General features: G+C 72.9%; 13 protein-coding genes. All 13 read right to left on the reverse strand.

The window, feature by feature from the left end; translation table 11 throughout:
- Positions 1-11: 11 nt before the first annotated feature.
- Positions 12-314, reverse strand: a complete 303-nt coding sequence (locus LOC65_RS13620; RefSeq protein ID WP_164962207.1) for an iron uptake protein — start codon at positions 312-314, stop codon at positions 12-14.
- Positions 315-383: 69 nt separating this feature from the next.
- Positions 384-2810: a TonB-dependent receptor gene (locus LOC65_RS13625; RefSeq protein WP_230247864.1), complete on the reverse strand. Its 2427-nt coding sequence runs from the start codon at positions 2808-2810 to the stop codon at positions 384-386.
- Between the two features lie 82 nt (positions 2811-2892).
- The gene (locus LOC65_RS13630; protein WP_230247865.1) at positions 2893-3861 is read right to left on the reverse strand and encodes a FecR domain-containing protein; all 969 of its coding nucleotides are present in this window, start codon (positions 3859-3861) and stop codon (positions 2893-2895) included.
- Positions 3854-4369, reverse strand: a complete 516-nt coding sequence (locus LOC65_RS13635; RefSeq protein ID WP_164962205.1) for a sigma-70 family RNA polymerase sigma factor — start codon at positions 4367-4369, stop codon at positions 3854-3856. The genes LOC65_RS13630 and LOC65_RS13635 overlap by 8 nt, the downstream gene beginning before the upstream one ends.
- A 77-nt stretch (positions 4370-4446) precedes the next feature.
- Entirely contained in the window at positions 4447-6879 is a 2433-nt protein-coding gene (locus LOC65_RS13640) for a TonB-dependent siderophore receptor (RefSeq protein WP_230247866.1), read from the reverse strand.
- An 87-nt stretch (positions 6880-6966) separates the two neighbouring features.
- Positions 6967-7908 carry a FecR domain-containing protein gene (locus LOC65_RS13645; protein ID WP_230247867.1) on the reverse strand — a complete coding sequence of 314 codons (942 nt, stop codon included), beginning with the start codon at positions 7906-7908 and terminating at the stop codon, positions 6967-6969.
- Positions 7908-8411 (reverse strand): sigma-70 family RNA polymerase sigma factor, encoded by a 504-nt coding sequence (locus LOC65_RS13650; protein WP_230247868.1) that lies wholly within the window; start codon positions 8409-8411, stop codon positions 7908-7910. The genes LOC65_RS13645 and LOC65_RS13650 overlap by 1 nt, the downstream gene beginning before the upstream one ends.
- A 77-nt stretch (positions 8412-8488) precedes the next feature.
- The gene (locus LOC65_RS13655; RefSeq protein WP_230247869.1) at positions 8489-10132 is read right to left on the reverse strand and encodes a PepSY domain-containing protein; all 1644 of its coding nucleotides are present in this window, start codon (positions 10130-10132) and stop codon (positions 8489-8491) included.
- 9 nt (positions 10133-10141) lie between these two features.
- Positions 10142-10435 (reverse strand): hypothetical protein, encoded by a 294-nt coding sequence (locus LOC65_RS13660; RefSeq protein ID WP_009857485.1) that lies wholly within the window; start codon positions 10433-10435, stop codon positions 10142-10144.
- Positions 10432-10707: a hypothetical protein gene (locus tag LOC65_RS13665; RefSeq protein WP_009857486.1), complete on the reverse strand. Its 276-nt coding sequence runs from the start codon at positions 10705-10707 to the stop codon at positions 10432-10434. Before LOC65_RS13665 ends, LOC65_RS13660 begins: the two co-directional genes overlap by 4 nt.
- Positions 10707-13142: a TonB-dependent receptor gene (locus LOC65_RS13670; protein WP_230247870.1), complete on the reverse strand. Its 2436-nt coding sequence runs from the start codon at positions 13140-13142 to the stop codon at positions 10707-10709. The genes LOC65_RS13665 and LOC65_RS13670 overlap by 1 nt, the downstream gene beginning before the upstream one ends.
- A 140-nt stretch (positions 13143-13282) precedes the next feature.
- Entirely contained in the window at positions 13283-14281 is a 999-nt protein-coding gene (locus tag LOC65_RS13675; RefSeq protein ID WP_230247871.1) for a FecR domain-containing protein, read from the reverse strand.
- Positions 14282-14321: 40 nt separating this feature from the next.
- The gene (locus LOC65_RS13680; RefSeq protein ID WP_230247872.1) at positions 14322-14834 is read right to left on the reverse strand and encodes a sigma-70 family RNA polymerase sigma factor; all 513 of its coding nucleotides are present in this window, start codon (positions 14832-14834) and stop codon (positions 14322-14324) included.
- Between the last annotated feature and the right edge of the window lie 250 nt (positions 14835-15084).

Consider the following 15084-nt stretch of genomic DNA (forward strand, 5'->3'; position numbering starts at 1 on the left):
CGGCAGCTCCTTCAGACCAGCAGCGACTGGATGAACGACGCCGCACCGGCCAGCGCCGCGCCGCCGGCCAGCAGCACGGCCCAGACGCGCACCAGGCTGCGCGCCGCGATCGCCCACAGGAAGACCGCGAGGTAGGCCAGGAAGGCCAGCATCGCGCTCAGGTGCTCGGCGTCGTGGAAGGCCATGCCGGCGGCGTACAGCCCGGCCAGGCCGAAGGCCGTGAGCCCCCAGCAGAAGGCGTAGCCGCCGACGACGGCGGCGAGCACGCGCGAAACGACTTGCACGCGGGAAGGAGAAACGAGGGTGGCGGCCATGCGGTGGATCCGGTCGGGTGCCGAGGGGCCGGCCGGCCAGGGGCGCCACCGCCCCCGCCGGCCGGGGCGTCAGAAGCGGTAGTCCAGGTTCAGCGCGACGGCACGCGCCTGGCCCCAGCTGTAGGTGCTGTAGACGCTGAAGATCGTGTAGTACTTCTTGTCGAACAGGTTGGTGACGTTCAGCCGCCCGGTGAGCCGCGGGCTGAATTGGTAGCTGACCATCGCGTCGGCCACCCAGTAGCCGTCGACCTCGTGGCGCACCGTGCCCAGCGTCGGGTGGCTCACGTCGCCCCAGGTCTTGTCCTGCCAGCGCGCGCCGCCGCCCAGCGTCAGGCCGGGCACGGCCGCCGGCTTCCAGCTGCTGTACAGGCTGAACTGGTTCTCCGGCGTCAGCGTCGACACCTTCAGGCCGTCCTGGCGCGAGACCTTGTGGCTGTAGCCCGCGTGCAGCTGCCAGTTCGGCGCCACCTGGCCCGAGAGCTCGAGTTCGTAGCCCTTGGTGGTGACGCCGTCGATCGCCCGGTAGGCCGTGCCGCCGCTGGGCGTCAGGCCGCCGGTCTCCTGGGCGTAGTTGTCCTGCTTCAGGTGGAAGACCGCGGCGCTGGCGTTGAGCCGGCCGCCGAAGAACTCGGCCTTGACGCCGGCCTCGAGGTTGCGGCCTTCCTGCGGGTCCAGCGTCTTGCCGGCTTCGGTCTGCGCCGACTGCGGCATGAAGATCGTCGTGCCGCTGGCGTAGACCGAGAAGCGCTGGTCGAGGTCGTAGACGGCGCCGAGGTAAGGCACGACGACACCCGACTCGTCGATGTCCGAGGTCTCGTAGTTCAGCACGCGGGCGCCACTGATCAGCTTCAGGTCGTCGCGCAGGTTCCAGCGCACGGCACCGTACAGGCCGTTCTCGCGCGTGGTCTCGCGGTTGCGGCCCTTCCAGCTGGCGTTGTCCCAGTCGGGTTCGGGCAGGCGGCCGTCCCAGGCGTCGTAGTCCGGCACCTCGTTGCTGCCGGCCCAGTAGCCGCGGTTGGTCCAGCGGCGTTTGGTGAGGCTGCCGCCCAGCACCAGCTCGTGGCGCCGGTCCAGCAGCTGGAACGGCCCGCTGGCGTAGACGTCGACGGCATCGGCCACCGTCTTGCCGACGTACTTGCCTTCCCAGGTACTGATGCCGCTGCCGTCCACCGGGTCGGGGAAGCCCGAACCCGCCGAACCCAGCTCGGCGTCGTAGCCGTTGATCTGGTGGTTGAACTGCGCCTTGAGCACCCAGTCGTCGGCGAAGAAATGCTCGACGGTGGCGAAGACGGTGCGCGTGTACTGGTCCCAGTGGCTCCAGTCGGCGCCGTTGTTGAACGAACGCGGCCGGTCGTTGAAGCTGCCGTCGGCGGCGTAGATCGGGATGCCGCCCCAGGTCGAACGTTTCGGATCGTTGTTCTGGAAGTCGGCACCGACGGTCAGCAGCGTCGACGGCGTGAGGTCGGCCTCGACGATGCCGTAGAGCACCGCGGTCTTGCGCTCGTGGCCGTCGAGCTGCGACTCCTTGTGCTGATAGGCCGCCACGGCGCGTGCCCGCACGCGGCCGGCTTCGTCGACCGCGCCGCCGACGTCGACCTGGCCACGCAGATCGTTCCAGGAACCGACGCCGACGCTGGCCTGGCCCTGGAAGTCGCGTGTCGGCTTCTTGCGGATCAGGTTGATCGTCGCGCCCGGTTCGCCGCTGCCGGTCAGCAGGCCGGTGGCGCCCTTCAGCACCTCGACACGGTCGTAGATCGCCATGTCGCTGAGCGTGTTGCCGGCCGAGTAGCCCGAGTCGCGGCGCATCGGGATGCCGTCGTACTGGAAGTTCTGGATCGCGAAGCCGCGTGCGAAGTACTCGGTGCGCTCGGTGTCGTAGGTGACGATGCTGATGCCCGGCGTGTGCGCCATGACCTCGTCGATCGTCGTCAGGCCGAAGTCCTCCATCTCCTGGCGCGTGACGACGCTGACGGTCTGCGGCGTCTCGCGCGGCTTGAGCACCAGCCGCGTCGCGGTGGCGATCGCACCCGGCGTGTAATTCCCCGAACCTTCGGTGACCTCGCCGAGCTGGTTGGCCGTCGCGGTGAGCGCCGGCAGCCCGGCGGCCGCCGCCGGCACGACGGCCGGCGCCTGCGGCGGCGCAACCCGCAGCACCCAGCCGCCGCCGTCCTGGCCCACCGCCTGCAGCCCGCTGCCGGCGAGGATGGCCGCCAGGCCGTCGGCGGCGCCGTAGCGGCCGGCCAGGCCGGGGCTCTTCTTGCCGGCGGTCAGCGCGGCGTCGATCGTGATCATGAAACCGGCGCGCGCGGCGAAGCGGTTGAGCACCTGGTCCAGCGTGCCGGCCGGGATGTCGACCTGCAGGCCGGCGGCGGGTGCGGCGGCCTGGGCGTGGGCGGCGGGAAGCTGCGTGAAAGCCAGGCCGGCGAGCACGGCGGCACGGGCGATCGGGTGGCGCACGAAGGGACGGCGCACGGCGGGGACAAGGCCGGAAGGCATCAGGAATCCTTTTCGTCGGGAGTCAGCGTGGCCCGCCGGACGGCAGGCCTCATCTGCATTCCCGGACGAGCGCGAAAAAGTGCTACGCCCGGCCACGCGCGGGCTCCACGGTGACCCACCAGCGTGTGGCGCGGGTGATGCGCAGCGGCAGCGCGCGCACCAGCGAGCGCAGCACGGCGTCGGTGTCGGCCAGCGGGAAGACACCCGAGACGCGCAGCCCGGCCACCGCCGGGTCGCAGCGCAGCACGCCGCGGCGGTAACGCGCGAGCTCGGCAAGGAAGTCGTCCAGCCGCATCTGCTCGGCGACCAGCAGGCCGCGCATCCAGGCCGCCGCCGCGTCGTCCAGCACCTCGGGCGCAGCGGCGGCCGCGGTGTCGAAGCAACCCTGGAAGCCGGCGTCCAGCCGCCGCGGCGTGCCGCCATCGCGCGGGCGCAGCTCGACGGCGCCTTCGAAAACCTGCACACGCGTCGCCGCGTCCAGGCAGCGCAGCGCGAAGCGTGTGCCCAGCGCCTGCACACGGCCGGCCGGCGTCTCGACGACGAAGGGGCGGCGTGCGGGGTCGGCCGCGGTGGCGATGAACACCTCGCCGGCGAGCAGGCGCACGAGGCGCTCGGTGGCGCCGTAGCGCAGGTCGACCGCACTCGCGGTGTTCAGCGTCAGAAGGCCGCCGTCAGGCAGCCGCAGCTCGCGGCGCTCGCCGGTCGCCGTGCGCTCGTCGGCGCTGGCGAGCTGCCAGGCCGGTGTCTCGCGCAGTAGCGCGGCCGTGCCACCGGCGCCGGCCAGCAGCAGCAAGGCGCGCAGCGTGCGGCGGCGGGCGTTGCCAGCCGTGGTGGTGCGCAGCACGGAGCCGGCGACGTCGGCCGGCAGCGCCTGCAGCCGGCCGCCGGCGCGCTGCAGGCGCTGCCAGGCACGGCGGTGGGCCTCGTCGGCGGCCAGCCAGGCTTCGAAGGCGCGGCGCTCGGCTTCGCTGGCGTCGCCTGACCAGAAGCTCACCTGCCACTGCAGCGCGGCGCGCTGCACCGGGTCCAGCCGCTGGCCGGCCTCAGCCATCGTGGTCCAGCGCCAGAAAGCAGGCTTCACCGGCTTTCAGCATGTACTTGCGCACCGTCGCCACCGCGATGCCCTGGCGCGCGGCGATCTCGGCATAGGTCAGGCCGTCGAACTGCGACAGCAGGAAGACCTCGCGCACGGCCGGCGGCAGCGCCGCCAGCGCCGCGTCCAGCAGCAGCAGCGACTCGACGGCCGCGGCGCGCTGCTCGGGCGACGGCGCCAGCAGCTCGGGCATCGCGGCCAGCGCGTCGAGGTAGGCGCGCTCGACGAGCTGGCGCCGGTGGCGGTCGATCACCAGGCCCTTGGCGATCTGCATCAGATGCGGCCGCGCCTGGCCCGGCGGCGGCGTGCGGCCGCTGACCAGCACCCGCAGATAGGTGTCGTGCGCCAGGTCGGCCGCATGGTGGGCGCAGCCCAGCCGGCGGCGCAGCCAGGCCTGCAGCCAGCCGTGGTGCTCGCCGTAGAGCAGGCTGACTTGCTGTTGCAGGGCGGGTTCGGCGGCACTCACGGCGGCTTCGGGCGCCTGGTGGCGGCGCACAAATAAGAATTGTTCTCATTCTATCCTGCCCTGCACCGCCGAAGCCGTCAGTAGCGCAGGTTCAGCCCGACGTTGACGCTGCGCGGCGCGCCCCAGGTGTAGTGCAGCGCGCCCCAGTCGGTGACGCCGGCGAAGTACTTCTTGTCGAAGACGTTGGCGACGTTGGCGCTGACACTGAGGCGGCGGTCGATCTCCCAGCGCGCCATCAGGTCCCAGACCCAGTAGGCGTCCTGGCGCAGCCGGGTGGCCTCGGTGCCGGCCGAGATCGTGCTCTGCCAGCGCGTCGCCGCGCCCAGCGTCAGGCCGTCGAAGGTGCCGCCGCTCCAGCGGTGGCTGCCGGCCAGCTTGAACTGATGGCGCGGGCTGCTGCCGGCGCTCTCCAGGCTGCTGTCGTTGAGCACGTAGCTGCCCTGCGCCTGCCAGCCCGGCGCCGGGGCGCCGGCGATCTCGAACTCGTAGCCGTGGCGGCGTGCCCCGGAGACGGCGCGGTAGATGCTGTCGCCACCCGGCGTCAGCCCCACTTCCTCGGCTTCGTTGTCGGTCTTCATCCAGAAGAAGGCGGCGCTGGCGCTCAGGCGCTTGTCGAAGAACTCGCCCTTGGCGCCGATCTCGTAGGACAGGCCTTCCTTCGGCGGCGGCGTGCGCTCGGCGGCGTCCTTGGCGCTCTGGGCCTCGAAGATGCTGGCGTAGCTGGCGTACAGCGAGACCTGGCGCGAGACGTCGACGACGACGCCGGCATACGGCGTCGTGACGCCGTGTTCCGTCATGCGGTAGTTGTACCAACCGATGTCGGTGACGTCCTTCTGGCCGTAGTCGGTGACCCGCACGCCGGTGATCAGCTTCACCGGGTCGGCGAGGTTCCAGCGTGCGGCGCCGTAGGCGTAGCGGCGGTGGCGGCTGAAGAGGTCGTCGGACGCGGTGAAGCCGCTCCAGTCGGGCTGGGCGATCGCGCCGCCGCCGGAGGCGTAGTCGATCGTGCCCGTCAGGTCGTCGGCGTTGATGCGCTCGAGTGTCGTCCGGCTGCTCGACGCGCCGGCCCCCAGCAGCAGCTCGTGGCGGCGGCCCAGCAGCTCCAGCGGCCCTTGCACGTCGAGCGCGATGCTCTTGTTGCGCGCCTCGACGTCGCGGTATCGCGCCAGGCCGACGGCTCCCGACGCGCCGCGCAGATAGCCGAAACGCACGTCGGGCGTGTCGACGCTCTCGTGCGCCAGCTGCAGCCGGGCGCTCCAGCCGCCGTCAAAGCGGTGTTCCAGGCGCGCGAACAGGTTCAGCGTCTCCTGCTCGTAACCGGCCCAGGACGCGCCGAGGTTATAGGAACGCGGCTGCAGGCCGACGAAGGTGCCGTCGTCGGTGTAGGCCTGGATCGGCGTCGTGCCGCCGGCGCCCTGCAGTTCACGCTGGCGCCAGCTGAGGCCCGCGGTCAGCAGCGTCGACGGCGCAAGGTCGAACTCGGCCGTGCCGTAGACCAGCGAGCTGCGGGTCTTCTGGCGGTCGCGGAACGAGCCGGCGTCTTCGTGCGAGGCGACCAGCCGCGCACGCAGCCGGCCTTCGCGGTCCAGCGGGCCGGAGACGTCGGCCTCGGCGCGGTAGCGGTCCCAGCTGCCGGCCAGCACGCCGGCCGAAGCCTGGAACTCGGCCGTCGGGCGCTTGCGCACGAGGTTGACCGTGGCCCCCGGATAGCCGTCGCCGTTGACCAGGCCCGACGAGCCCTTCAGCACCTCGACACGGTCGATCTCGGCCATGTCGTCGCTGGTGTAGAGGATGTGGGTGTTCCAGCCCCAGCCATCGCGCGCCTGGCGCAGGCCGTCGGTCTGCAGGTTGACGTCGGCGCCGCGAACCGTGAAGGTGGTCATGTCGCTCTGGCGGTTGACGGTCACGCCGGGGGTCTGGTCCAGCACCGCGCTCAGCGTGTCCAGGCGGAAGTCGTCCATCAGCTGGCGCGTGACGACGGTGATCGATTGCGGCGTCTCGCGCGGCGTCAGCGCCAGACCGGTGGCCGCGGCGCTGCGGCCCGGCGTGGCGTAGCCGGCGCCTTCGCTGCGGTCGTCGGTGATCGCCGCGGCACGCGCCTTGAGCGCCGGCAGCGCGGGCTGGTCCGGCGACATCGGCGGCACGGCACGCAGGCCGTAGGCGCGGGCGCCCTGCGGCTGCAGCTCCAGCCCGCTGCCGCGCAGCAGGCGCTCGAAAGCCTCGTCCAGCGTGTGGCGGCCCTGCAGCCCGGCGCTGTGGCGGCCCGCGACCAGCGCCGGGTCGAAGGCCAGCTGCACGCCGAAGGCCGCGGCACACTGCGCCAGCGCCTCGTCCAGCGGGCCGGGCGCGATGCGCAACTCCTGCGCGCCGGCCTCGGCGGCGAAGGCGGCCGGCGGTGCCGCGACCAGCGCCGCGCCGCAGAGCACGGCGATCGCCGCCTGGAGGGCCACGCCGGCGGCGCCGGCCTTCAGGGCAAAGGCGCGCTGGCGGCGCCCGGAGGTCTGCTTCATGTTCTTCCTGTGCTGGGGATGCGGCGGCCGCTCGGCACGCCTTCATCCGCTACACCGGACGAGCGCCGGAAAGTGATCACCTGCGCTTCAGCGCGGCGCCAGGGTCACCCAGAACCGCGTGCGCCGCTCGACGCGCAAAGGCAGCGTGCGCGCCAGCAGCGCCAGCGCGGCGTCGGTGTCGGCCAGCGACAGCGCACCCGAGACACGCAGCGCCGCCACCGCCGGGTCGCAGCGCAGCAGGCCGCGGCGGTGGCGCGCCAGTTCGGCCGCCACCTCGTCGAGCCGGCGGCCACGCGCCAGCAGCAGGCCGCGCTGCCACAGCGTGTCGTTCTCGTCGGCGGCACCGACACCGAACACGCCGCCGGCGTCGAACTCGGCCTGTTCGCCGGCGTCCAGCCGCCGCGGTGCGCCGGCCACCGGCTGCAGCTCGACCGCGTGTTCGTAGACCGCGACGCGGCAGCGATCACCGTCCAGCCGCACCGAGAAGCGTGTGCCCAGCGCGCGCACGCGGCCGGCCGGCGTCTCGACGACGAAGGGCCGCGCCGAGGCCTCGTGCCCGGTCGTCACCAGGATCTCGCCGGCCCGCAGGCGCAGGCGGCGCTCGCCGGTGCCGAACAGCACGTCGACCGCGCTGGCGGTGTTCAGCACCAGCCGCGTGCCGTCGGGCAGCACGGTGTCGCGGCGTTCGCCGGTGGCGGTGGCGAGGTCGGCGCGCCATTCGTGCCACGGCGCTTCGTGCCAGGCCAGCCAGGCAGCCGGCAGGCCGACGGCGAGGCCGCCGAGCGCGGCCAGCGCACGCCGCCGGCCGCCACGGCCCAGCGCATGCAGCGCCTGGCGGCCGGCGCCCTCGGGCACACGGCCGAAGACCTCGAACACCGCCTCGGCGCGCGCCCAGGCTGCGGCGTGCGCCGGGCTGCGCGCGCGCCAGCGTTCGAAGGCTTCGTGCTCGGCCGCCCCGCCCTCGCGCAGCGCCAGCGCCCAGTCGGCGGCTTCGGACAGCAGCGCGGCGGACGGCTCGGCGGGCGCCATCAGACGCAAGCCATGCAGGCGACCAGCGCCTTGTGCACGTGGCGGCGCACGGTGATGACCGGCATCGCCAGGCGTTCGGCGATCTGCGCCAGCGTCAGGCCGTCGAGCTGAGCGAGCAGGAAACACTCGCGCGTGCGCGGCGCCAGGCCGGAGAGCAGCGTGTCGATCTGCACCAGCGTCTGCAGCAGCGCCAGCCGCGTCTCGGGCGACGGCGCCTGCGCCTCGGGCATCGCCGCCAGCGCCTCCAGGTAGGCGCGTTCGACCTCGCGCCGGCGCCAGTGGTCGACGACCAGACCCTTGGCGACGTGCGTCAGCAGCGCGCGCGGCTCGTCGCCGAAGTGTTCGCGCCGGCCGGCGAGCAGGCGCAAGAAGGTGTCGTGCGCCAGGTCGGCGGCCTGCTGCGAGTCGTCCAGCCGGCGCCGCAGCCAGGCCTGAAGCCAGCCGTGGTGCTCGAGGTAGAGCGTGCGGACCTGGTGCTGGAGGCTGGCGTCAGGAGCGGACACGGGAGGGGCGCCGAGGATTCGAGGCCAATGAGAATGACTCTCATTATATCCAACGACTCGCCCGCCACCGTGCCGCGTCAGGCAGCCGCCGCCGGCCCCGACGCCGCCTCGGCTGCCGCCCGGCCCGACCACACGCTGTCCTCGGCCCCCGCCCGCACACGACGCGCGGTGGCGCGCGCCATCACCACGAAGACCAGCGCGCCGGCCGCCGCCGTCAGGTCGACGCCGAGCGCGGCGCCGCTGCCGTGGGCCCAGAGCCCGAGCGTGGGCAGCGCCCAGGCCGCCAGCGTCGTCGCCGGGATCGCCGCGGTCGCCGCGGCGGCGGCCCACAGCAGGTGCACCGAAGCGCGCGCCGCACCCAGCACGAAGGCCCAGGCGATGGCGCCGAAGAAGACGGCGTAGTAGACGAGCTGGTGCGCCAGCGTCAGGTCCTCGACGCGGCCGTACAGCCATTTGCCGGCCACCAGCGTCGCCGAGATGCCGACGACGCAGCCCAGTGCCACGCCGACCGTCAGCGCCGCCATCGCACGCACGTCGCGGCGCTGCGCCGGCAGCGGCACGTCGCCGCGGCGCGCCTTGCGCCGCGACTCGACCCACAGCAGGTTGCCGCTGTAGAACAGCCAGGCCCCGGCCAGACCGAGCACGAAGTACATCCACTGCAGCGGCGTGCCGCCGAAGGTGGCGAAGTGCAGCGCGAACACCGTGCTGATGGCCGTGAAGGCTGTCGTCTGCCGCCGGGGCAGGTAATCGGTGGACAGCACCCGGCCCGTGTACGGGTCGAGGACGGCAAAGCCGCCGGGAACCCGCGGCGACACCGTCGCTGCGTCGCGCCCCCAGATGCGCACCGTCGGCCGGGGCCCGTCCAGGCGGGCGTACTGCAGCATCGTCGGCTCGAAGCCGGGCGCGAGCGCACGCGCCTTCTCGACCAGCAGCGCCGGCGCCAGCATCGCCGCCGGGTCGCGCACGGCCGGTGCATCGCCGCTGCGCGGCGGCGCGAACGTGGCGCCCAGACGGCCGTCGTGCAGCACCCGGTCCTGCAAGGCGTAGATGCCGTCGTGGAAGGCGAAGCCCACCGCCGTCAGCGCCATCAGCAGATGGAACGGCAGGCTGACGATGCCGACGACGTTGTGCGCGTCCAGCCACATGCGCTTGAGGTTCCTGCCCAGGCGCAGCGCGAAGAAGTCCTTGACCAGCGTCGGCAGCAGCACGACGACGCCCGAGACCAGCGCCAGCACGTAGGCGACGCAGACCGCGCCCATCAGCCAGCGGTGCTCGTCGCGGTCCACCGGCAGGCCGACGACGCGGTGCAGCACGTCGATGAACTCGGCGACACGCGAGCCGTCGGCCTCGGCGCTGCGCAGCGCGCCGCCGGCGTCGAGCACGGCAGCCATGCGCCGGCCGGCCAGCTCGTCATGGTCGTCGGCGCCGGGTTCGTGCTCGTCCCAGCTCAGCCGGCCGGCGCGGTGTTCGGCCGCCACCAGGTGCAGGCTGAAACCCTCGGCCGCCTGCGGGTGGGCCGCCAGCGTGCGCGCGATGAGTTCGGGGGCCGCGGCCAGCGGCGTGGCCTCGACGCCGGCGGCCGGCGGCGCGCTCCAGCGCTGCAGCGGCTCCTTGAACACCGTCAGCGCGCCGGCGTAGAAGGCGATGAACAGCGCCAGCCCGGCGACGATGCCGGTCCAGGTGTGAACGCTCTTGTAGACACGGATGAAGTCGGTACGCATCGTGCCTCCTCAGAACGCGCGCGCCAGGGCCAGCGCGCCGAAGACCAGCGTGTTGGCCGCCACCAGCCAGAGCCAGGCGCGCAGGCCGCTGGCGAAGAAATAGACGCCCGAGAACACGCCCAGCCAGACCGGCATCACCGCCCACATCATCAGCTGGCTGCGCGCCGGTGCGGCCACGCCCGCCAGCGCCAGCCCGAGCAGCCCGCTGGCGCCGACGGCCAGCGTGAAGCCCAGCAGCAGGCCGGCCAGCGTCTTGGCGAGCCAGTCGCGGCGCAGTTCGCGCCGGCCCGTGGCCGCGCTCATCGGCCGCCTCCGCGCAGCGTGCGCCCGGCCCCCAGGTAAGGCAGCAGCGTGAACACCAGCATCGCCCAGGTCGCCAGCACCAGCACCGCGGTCAGCGGCAGCAGCGCCTGCAGCAGTGCCACCAGCGCGGCGGCCCACAGCAGCGCGCCGGCGGCACGCGCCGGCCGTGCCGGCCAGGCCCGAGCCGCCAGCCGCTGATGCGGCGACGCGAGGTAGACGCAGGCGCCGCCGGCGGCGGCCAGCAGCAGCCCGGCGGCCACGGCCGCCGCCATCAGAAGTCCACCGTCGCCGACAGGCTGACGGTGCGCGGCTGGCTCAGCGTCGTGAAGCCTTCGCCGTGGTAGGGCCCGGCCCAATAGTCCTTGGCCAGCAGGTTGACGACGCTGCCGCGCCAGGTGGTGGCACGCCCGGCGATCGTCGTCGTGTAACGCAGGCTGGCATCCCAGCGCGTCCAGCTCGGGATGCGCAACGTGTTCGCCGAGTTGAGGTACTGGTCGTCGGTGTGCACGACGCGCGCGCCGACAACGAGCCCCTTCAGCCAGGGCAGGTCCCACTCGGCGCCGAGGTTGGCCTGCCAGTCGGGAACACCGTAGGCGTCATGGCCGTCGTTGACGCCCTTGCTGGTGCGCACCTGCTTGCCGTCTGCCAGGGACAGACCTCCGAGCACTCTCACGCCGCGCCAGGGCTGGCCCATCGCGGTCCACTCCAGGCCGCGCACGCGCTTCTCGCCGTCGACCGAGTAGCGGTTGGCGGCGTCGGCGATCATGCTCGGCTGCGTGATCTCGTACAGCGCCAGCGTATGCGCGAAGTCGCCGCCGTCCCACTTCAGACCGATCTCCTTCTGCTTGGAGACATAGGGCTCGAAGACGACGTTGGGATTGGCCGCCGTCAGCGGCGAGGACCCGCCCTTGGACAGACCCTCGATGTAGTTGGCGTACAGCGCGAGCTGGCGCGACCAAGGCTTGACGACAAGGCCGACAGCCGGCGTTGTCACGTGCTTGACGTAATCGGCGCTGACGGCGCCCGTGCGGGCGTCGTAGCTGGTGTCACGCACTTCCTGGCGGCGCAGGCCCAGCGTCAGCGCGACGCGTTCGTCGAGCCAGGACAGGGTGTCGACCAGCGCGATGCCGCGCAGCTCGGTGTCGCCGGTCTTGGGCGACCGGCCGGGGTCGGCGGCGATGGCCACCGGGCCCGGCGCGTAGATGTTGGACGCGAAGCTGGCGCTGCGGGTGTAGATCATCCCGCTCTCCAGGTTCAGCCCGCTGACCGAGAACACCAGTTCATGACGCAGAGAACCGGTGTCCAGGCGCGCGCGCAGGCCGAGGTCGTAGCTGGTGCTGGCCTTGTAGCCGTCCTGCTCGACGGTGACGCCGCTGAAGCTGCCGTCGGCGGCGACGCTGCCGGCCCAGGTGCCGTTGATGTAGCCGTCGTAGTCGGTCAGGCGGCGCCCAAGGGCGGCGTAGACCTCGAGACGGTCGTCGACATCGCCCTCCACGCGCAGCGCGACGCCACGGTTGTCCATGCGCGAGCGCGTGCCGCGAAACAGGTTGGTCGAAGAGTCGGGCGCCTTGACGACTCGGGTGGCGAACGACGCCATCATCGGGCTGCCGTCCTCGGTGGTCTCGTGCACGTCGTAGACATCGAAGCTGGCACGCAGCCGCGGGCTGCGGTAGTCAAGCGCCAGCGCGCCCAGGGCGCGGCTCTTGTCCTGGCCCTCGATGGCGGTGCCGCCGTCGCGCCAGGCGCCATTGAAGCGCACGCCGAATGCACCATCGCTGCCGAAGCGGCGGCCGACATCGGCGTGCAGCCCGGCCTGCGAACGCCCCTCGTAATCCAGTGTCAGCCGCGCCAGCGGCTGCTCCCCGGCGCGTTTGGGCGTCAGGCTGACGACGCCGCCGATCGCGCCGTCCGGCGACATGCCGTAGACAAGGCCGCTGGCGCCGCGCAGGATCTCGACTCGCTCCACGAACTCGGTCGGCACGTGGCCGTAGGGCGCGACGCCATACAGCCCGTTCATCACCATGTTCTCGGCGGTGACGAGGTAGCCGCGCAGGAGCAGGTTCTCGGTCATGTGGCCGGCAGGCGTCATGAAGCGCACCGACGGATCGTTCTGCAGCACGTCGGCCAGGGTCTTGGCGTTCTGATCGGCGATCAGCTCGCTGGTGTAGGCCACGGTGCTGAAGGGCGTGTCCATGAAGTCCTGGTTGCCGAGCACGCCGACGCGGCCGCCACGCGCGGTCTGGCGGCCATAGGCCTCGGGAGTGGCATCCGGATCCTGGATGCGGGAAGCGCTGGCGCGCACCGCCGGCAGGCTGGTGCCGGCCTCGCCGCCGGCGGCCGCCGGCGCGGCCAGCAGCACGTAGCCGGCGGCGGTGCGGCCGATGCGCCAGCCGCTGCCTTCGAGCAGGCGGGCAAAACCCTCTTCGACCGTGACCGCGCCGCTGAGCCCCGGGCTCGTCAGGCCCGCGATCTGGCCGGCGTCGACGACCAGCGCCACGCCGGCCTGCAGCGCGAAGCGGTTGAGCGCCTGCGCCAGCGGCCCGGGCGGCACGTCGGCCTGCACGGCGGCGGCAGAGCCGGCCTGCGCGTGCGCCGGCAACGCGGCCGCGCCGGCCAGCACGGCAGCCAGCGCCAGATGCGCGGCCAGGGCGACGGCGCGCCGTCGGGGTGCGCCGGAGGCGGCGCCGCGGTTCTTGATGCGGGACATGGACGGTTCCTGGACTCTCGAAGCGGATGCGGACCACCCGCGCCGCGACGCGGCGGGGCAACGGACCGGCGGCATCGCCGGTCTTCAGTTGCATTGACGAACGAGACGCCCGAACAGGAACCGGCGGCGGCGAAAAAAATTCAGCCGGGCCTGTCGACCAGCACCAGCCATCGCGACAGGAGGCGCACGCGCAGCTGCGGGAAGCTGTTCTGCAGCAGTTGCAGCGCGCGGTCGGTGTCGTCCAGCGGCAGCACCGCCGAGACCCGGATGCCGGCGATCGCGTCGCGGTCGTAGCGCACCAGGCCGCGGCGGTGGCGTGCGAGCACGTCGAGCACCTCGGCCAGCGGCAGGTCGTCGGCGACCAGGCGCCGGTGCTGGAAAGCCTGTTCGGCCGCGCCGGCGTCGACCGCGCCCAGCAGCGTGACGCCACGAGCATCCAGCCGCGCGCTCTGCCCGGCAACGACGACGGTCTCGCCACCGGCCGCCGGCGGCGCGGTGCTGGCGGCGGTGCTGGACTCGATCATCGTCAGCAGCGTCGCGTCGGCGTCGCGCCGCACGATGAAGCGCGTGCCCAGGGCACGCACGCGGCCATGCGCCGTCTCGACGACGAAAGGCCGCGCCGGATCCTTGGCGACCTCGACCAGCACCTCGCCCTGCAGCAGCGAGACGCGACGCATGCCGGCATCGAAGCCGAGATCGACCGCGCTGCCGCCGGCCAGTGTCAGCCGCGAGCCATCGGCCAGCACGCTGCTGCGCAGCTCGCCAGGGCCCGTGGCCAGGTCCGCCAGCAGCGCCGGCCCTGGCTGCAGCCGCAGCAACCCACCGACGCCGACGGCGACGAACAAGCCGAGCGCGGCGCCGGCCAGATGCCGGCGGCGCGACGTTGGCGCCAGCACGTTGCCAAGCGCGCTGCGGGCCGCACGCCGTGCCGGCGCGGCGGCGCCGAGCTGGCGCGTGCCGTCGACGAACGCCTCCAGCCTCGCCGCCACCGCCGCATGGCGCGGATCGGCCGCTTTCCAGGCCTCGAAGCCGGCACGCGCGGCCTCGCGTTCGGCGCTGTCGTCGGCGCTCAGGCGCACGATCCAGCCGGCTGCTGCGGCCGCAACCGCATCGTCGCCGCCCGGTGCAGCACAGCTCACGGGCACACCGCCGGTCGTATCGGCTTGACGCGCGGCCCCATCACGCCGCCTGCAGCGCGTGGCACTGCAGCAGCACCCGCGCCAGGTACTTCTGCACCATCTTCGTCGACACGCCGAGCTCGGCGGCGACCACCGCATGGGTCTGGCCGTCGAGGTAGTGGCGCACGAAGGCGCTGCGCGCCTTGGCCGGCACCGTCTCGAGCACCGCTTCGAGCTGCGCCAGCGCCTGGACCGCGGCCAGCGTCTGCTCGGGTGACGGATAGGTGGCGCCGTCGGCCGCACGCGCCAGCTCTTCCAGCCAGGCCTGCTCGAGGCGGCGACGGCGCGCCTCGTCGATCACGAGCCGCGTCGCTGTCGTGCTCAGCCAGGCGCGCGGCTGCTGCACGCCCAGCAGCGCGTCGCGCGCGGCGATGACCCGCACGAAGGTGTCGTGGGCGATGTCGGCGGCGTGCTGAGGACAGCCGAGCTTGCGCGCCAGCCAGGCATGCAGCCAGCCGTGATGGTCGCGGTACAGGAGCTGGAGCTGCTGCTGCAGCACGTCGGCGGAGGACAAGACAGGGCGCGGGACGACGGCTGCGCGCCGTCGTCGCCGAGTTTATTATTGAGAATTGTTCGCATTCTATGGCGTGCGAGAGAGCACGACAACACGCCAGCGACAGGACACACCACCCTGCTCGGCTCGAAGCAGAAACATAAGCAGGCACGGGACACGACGTAGCGTTTGCCGCCCCGGCTGGCGACGCTGAGCGCCAGCCGCCACGGGCCTTCGGCCCACGACAGCATCGTCATCGACGACGGGGTGT

This window comes from Rubrivivax sp. JA1055, from assembly GCF_020966565.1.
GTDB lineage: Bacteria > Pseudomonadota > Gammaproteobacteria > Burkholderiales > Burkholderiaceae_C > Rubrivivax > Rubrivivax benzoatilyticus.